The organism is Mycobacterium sp. IS-1496 (assembly GCF_001499995.1).
Classification (GTDB): domain Bacteria; phylum Actinomycetota; class Actinomycetes; order Mycobacteriales; family Mycobacteriaceae; genus Mycobacterium.
In genome coordinates, this window is the sequence record NZ_LQIU01000055.1 from 1 (window position 1) to 5,470 (window position 5,470).

The 5,470-nt window shown below is 72.4% G+C and carries 4 protein-coding genes; 2 read left to right on the top strand and 2 right to left on the bottom strand.

The features are described 5' to 3' along the window. Nucleotides 1-95: 95 nt before the first annotated feature. Entirely contained in the window at nt 96-593 is a 498-nt protein-coding gene (locus AU195_RS21475) for a hypothetical protein (protein ID WP_059161056.1), read from the bottom strand. Nucleotides 594-599: 6 nt separating this feature from the next. Beyond that, entirely contained in the window at nt 600-2,060 is a 1,461-nt protein-coding gene (locus AU195_RS21480) for a CCA tRNA nucleotidyltransferase (protein ID WP_059161057.1), read from the bottom strand. Nucleotides 2,061-2,145: 85 nt separating this feature from the next. Between AU195_RS21480 and AU195_RS21485 the strand changes: the two genes are divergently transcribed. Together AU195_RS21485 and AU195_RS21490 are read left to right on the top strand one after the other, a co-directional pair. Further along, entirely contained in the window at nt 2,146-2,943 is a 798-nt protein-coding gene (locus AU195_RS21485; RefSeq protein ID WP_059161058.1) for an NUDIX hydrolase, read from the top strand. Nucleotides 2,944-2,948: 5 nt separating this feature from the next. Then, nucleotides 2,949-5,381, top strand: a complete 2,433-nt coding sequence (locus tag AU195_RS21490) for a DUF6049 family protein (RefSeq protein WP_059161059.1) — start codon at nt 2,949-2,951, stop codon at nt 5,379-5,381. Nucleotides 5,382-5,470: the final 89 nt, after the last annotated feature.

A 5,470-nucleotide genomic window follows, 5' to 3' on the forward strand; every position in this document is an offset into this window, starting at 1 on the left:
CCAGCACCTCGCGGAGCTCGTAGCGGCCTGCGAGTACTTCGTGGCCGGTCATAGCCAAGCGGTAGCCCGGTTTACCGCCGCGTAAACGGCGGCGCTCAGATTCCCGCCGCCGCGTCGGCGAGCCCGTCCCCGTCGCCGTCGGACAACCGGACATCCCAGCGCCCGTCGCCGTCGGTGTCCACATGCGCGGTGTCGCCGCTGAACACCCGGTCGGCCAGCCCGTCCCCGTCGCTGTCGGCGAGCCGGTCGTCGACCTGTCCGTCGGCGTCGACATCCACCACCGGTCCACCCGTCTGCTCGACGCCGTCGAGACCGAACCAGCGCACCTGACCGGTCCGGTCGACGCTCAGCAGCCAGGTGCCGGTCCCGTCGTCGCCGAAGTAGGCCTCGACCGCACCGTCGTCGTCGAGATCCCGGGCGGCGAGTTCGGCCAGGCCGTCGCCGTCGCGATCGGCCAACGCGTCGTCGAGCCGGCCGTCGCCGTCGAGGTCCAGACCAACGGCGTCGACAGACCCGTCGTCGTCGGTGTCGACGTCCGGCTCGGCGGTCCACATGGTCGCCGATCCGTCGGGCTCACCCAGGCAGTACTCCACAGGTGTTCAGACGCCGGGGCGCTGCTTCTGGTTCCACCACTTGACCAGTTCGTCGACGGCCTCGTCGTGCGAGAGCGGCCCGCGGTCGAGGCGCAGCTCCTTGAGGTAGCGCCACGCCTCCCCCACCTGCGGCCCGGCCGGGATGTCGAGCAGCTTCATGATCTCGTTGCCGTCGAGGTCCGGCCGCACCCGCTGCAGATCCTCCTTCGCGGCCAGCTCGGCGATGCGGCGCTCGAGGTCGTCGTAGTTCGCCTGCAGCCGGGCGGCCCGCCGCTTGTTGCGGGTCGTGCAGTCGGCGCGGACGAGCTTGTGCAGCCGGGCCAGCAGCGGACCGGCGTCGGTGACATAGCGGCGCACCGCCGAATCGGTCCACTTGCCGTCGCCGTAACCGTGGAAGCGCAGGTGCAGGAACACCAGCTGCGACACGTCGTCGACCATCTGCTTGGAGTACTTCAGCGCCCGCATCCGCTTGCGGGCCATCTTCGCGCCGACGACCTCGTGGTGGTGGAAGCTCACGCCGCCGTCGGGTTCGTGGCGCCGCGTCGCCGGCTTGCCGATGTCGTGCAGCAGCGCCGCCCAGCGCAAGACCAGATCGGGGCCGTCGTCCTCCAGGTCGATCGCCTGGCGCAGCACGGTCAGCGAATGCCAGTAGACGTCCTTGTGCTGGTGGTGTTCGTCGATGGCCATCCGCATCCCGCCGACCTCCGGCAGCACCACATCGCCGAGGCCGGTCTGCACCATGAGGTCGATCCCGGTCACCGGGTCGGCGCCGAGCAGCAGCTTGTCCAGCTCCGCGGCGACACGCTCCACGGTGATGCGGGCCAGCTGCGCCGCCATCTCCGTCATCGCCGTCCGCACCCGCGGCGCGACGTCGAACCCCAGTTGCGAGGCGAAGCGCGCGGCGCGCAACATCCGCAGCGGGTCGTCACCGAACGACACCTCCGGCGCCGACGGCGTGTCGAGCACCTTCGCGCGCAGCGCCGCCAACCCGCCCAGCGGGTCGTGGAACTTACCGGGCCCGGACGCCGTGATCGCCACCGCCATGGCGTTGACGGTGAAGTCCCGGCGCACCAGATCGTCCTCGAGCCGGTCGCCGTACCGGACCTGGGGATTGCGCGACACCTGGTCGTAGCTGTCGGCGCGGAAGGTCGTGATCTCCAGGCGGTGACCGGCCTTGCCCACCCCGACCGTGCCGAATTCGATGCCGGTATCCCACAGCGCGTCCGCCCACGGCCGCAGGAACGCCTGCATCTGCTCGGGGCGCGCGTCGGTGGTGAAGTCGAGGTCGTCGCCCAGCCTGCCGAGCAGCGCATCGCGCACACTGCCACCGACCAGATACAAGGTGTGACCGGCTTGCGCGAAGACCGCGCCGATATCGCGCAGGACCTCGCCGTCGCGGTTGAGCGCCACTGCGGCACGGGCCAGCAGCTCGGCGTCGGTGGCGAGGTCGTCTGGGTCGTCCGGCACGTTCGTTGAGCCTAGAGGGTAACGGTCCGGCAGCGACCGGCGAGTGTGGCCGGAGTGAAACCGGGTGGCAGCTACTATCGCTTGGGTGTCGGAAGGCGAACAGCCCAAATCACGACGCCGCCGCGGGCGACGTCGTGGCCGACGCGCGGCCGGACCCCCGCAGGCGGCCGCCGATCGATCCACCGCCTCCGCCGAACGCACCGACGGCGTCGACAACGCGGATACCCCCGAGACGACGGCCAAACCCACCGACCAGGCCCGCAAGTCCCGGCCCCGCCGCCCCCAGGAACGGCTGCGCACCGTGCACGAGACCTCGGCGGGCGGTCTGGTCATCGACGGGATCGACGGCCCGAAGGAAAGCCAGGTCGCGGCGCTGATCGGCCGGATCGACCGGCGCGGCCGGATGCTGTGGTCGCTGCCCAAGGGGCACATCGAGTTGGGTGAGACGGCCGAGCAGACCGCGATCCGCGAGGTGGCCGAGGAGACCGGGATCCGCGGTGACGTGCTGGCCGCGCTGGGCAGCATCGACTACTGGTTCGTGACCGAGGGCCGGCGCGTCCACAAGACCGTGCACCATTACCTGATGCGATTTCTCGGCGGTGAACTGTCCGACGAGGACGTCGAGGTGACCGAGGTGGCGTGGGTGCCGCTGAAGGAACTGCCGGACCGGCTGGCCTACGCCGACGAGCGCCGGCTGGCCGAGGTCGCCCACGAACTCATCGACAGACTGCACAGCGACGGCCCGTCGGCCCTGCCGCCGCTGCCGCGCACCTCGCCGCGCCGACGCCCCCAGACCCATTCGCACACCCGCAACCGTCGTCGTGACGAGTCCAGCCAAACCCCTCCCGGCCGGCGGACGAACGGATGCGGAAAAGGCCAGTGAGGACCGTGGCGGCGCCACGCACGACGGCGACGGTGCCGCGTCTGCTGGCCGTGCTTGTCCTGCTCCTGCTGACCGCCGTCTCGACCGCCCTGCCGCAGGCCGCCGCCGGTGAGCCCGGCGCCGCCCCCTTCCTCCAGTTGCGCATCGACCGTGTCACCCCCGACGTCGTCACCACGGCCAGCGATCCCGTCGTCACGGTATCCGGGGTGGTGCGCAATATCGGGGACCGTGCGGTCCGCGACGTGGTGCTGCGCCTGGAGCACGCCCCGGCCGTCGACTCGTCTTCTGGGCTGCGCACCAACCTGACCGGCAACCTCGACCAGTTCGAACCGGTCGCCGACTTCATCACCGTCGCCCCCGAACTCGCCCGCGGCAAGGAGGTGCCGTTCACCCTCGCCTACCCGATCCGCGCCGCGGCCGGTCCGTCGCTGCGCATCGAGCAGCCGGGCGTGTATCCGGTGCTGGTCAACGTCAACGGCACGCCGGACTACGGGGCGCCCGCCCGGCTCGACGACGCGCGGTTCCTGCTGCCGGTGCTGGGCGTCCCGCCCGAACCGGGCGCCGAGTCGGCCGCCGACACGCTGACCTCCGTCGTCCCCCCCGACACCTCGAAACCGGTGCGGCTGACCATGTTCTGGCCGCTGGCCGACAAACCCCGGCTGGCCGCGGGCATCCCCGGCGGGACGACGCCCGTGCGCCTGGCCGACGACGAGCTCGCCGCATCGCTGGCGCCCGGGGGCCGGCTGGATACGCTGCTCGCCGCGGTCGATTTCGCCACCGGCCCGACCGTCGACCCGGGCGGCGAGGTCGGCCGGGCGCTGTGCCTGGCGGTCGACCCGGACCTGCTGGTGACCGTCAACGCGATGACGGCTGGATACGTCGTGAACGACGGACCCGACGCCGGACCGACCACGCCGACCCGCCCCGGCACCGGACAGGAGGCCGCAGTCGGCTGGCTGAACCGGCTCAAGGTGCTCGCGAAGCGGATGTGTGTGGCGTCCACGCCGTACGCCCAGGCCGACCTGGACGCGCTGCAGCGGGTGGGCGACCCGAGGCTGGCCATGATCGCCACCACCGGCGCGGCCGACATCGTCGACCAGATCCTCGGCGTCGCGACCACCCGCGGCGTCACGCTGACCGGCGACGGCCCGCTCACCGGGCCCGCGGCGCAGCTGCTGTCCACGCAGGGCCGCACGGTCGCCGTCACCGCGGCGACGCTCACCGCCCGCGACGACGCGAGCGGACTGGGCTCGACCGCCGAACTGGCTCCCGCGCGGTACTCCCCCACCCTCGTCGCGATGCCGTTCGACCCGACCGTCGGTGCGGCACTGGCCGGTGCCGGCAGCGAGCCCACCGCGCCGACCTACCTCGATCCCTCGCTCGACATCCCGTTGCGGCAGGACTCGCCGGTGGCCCGGCGCCAGAACGCGATCGGATCCCTGCTGTGGCGCAGCCTGCGACCCGAGACCGAACCGCGCACCGAGATCGTGGTACCGCCGCTGGTGTGGAGCCCGCGTCCCGACGACGCCCAGACCATCCTGACCACGATGGGCACCGCCATCCGGGCCGGCCTCGCACTTCCCCGGCCGCTGCGCGAGGTCATCGCCGAGGGGGACGCCGTACCGCCCCAGCCCGATGCCGGCTGGCCGGCCGACGACATCGGCAACCCCCGCGGCCGCATCGACGACGCGGTGACCTCCGCGGTCGCCGCCACCAACGGACGCCTCGCCGGGCTGACCGCCGCCCTCGGCGTCGACGAGCGGACGGGCCTGACCGGCATCGGATACACCGCCCCACTGCGCGAGGACATGCTGCGCGCGCTGAGCCAGTCCGTACCCCCGTCCGCCCGCAACGGCCTGGCCCAGCAGCGGCTCGCGGTGACCACCGACACCGTCGGTGACATGTTCGGCGCCGTCCGCATCATGAACCCCGGCGGTGCGTACACCCTGGCCACCGAACGCAGCCCGCTGCCGCTCGCGCTGCGCAACGACCTGCCGGTGCCGATCCGGGTGCGGCTGGCGGTCGACGCGCCGCCCGGGATGACGGTCGACGACATGGGCGAGCTCAGCCTGCCGCCCGGTTACCTGCCCCTGCGGGTCCCGATCGAGGTGCACTTCACTCAGCGGGTCGCGGTCGATGTGACACTGCGGACACCCGACGGGGTGCCGCTGGGTGAACCGGTGCGGCTGTCGGTGCACTCCAACGCCTACGGCAAGGTCCTGTTCATCATCACGCTGAGCGCGGGCGCGGTCCTGGTGCTGCTGGCGGGCCGCCGGCTGTGGCACCGCTTCCGCGGCCAGCCGGATCCGGCCGACCTGGACCGGCCCAAACGCGCGGTCGCCGAAGCGCACCTGCACACCGAGCCGCCGGTCCGCGACCCCCTCGACACCGCGATCCGGTACGCACCCGGCGACCAGCCCGTCGGCGACCAGAAATGAGCACCACCGGGTGGGAACCGGGACCACCGCCGAACCGGCCACCCGACCCCCCACCGCATCCGCCGTCGCAGCCGTTCCCCGCCACACAT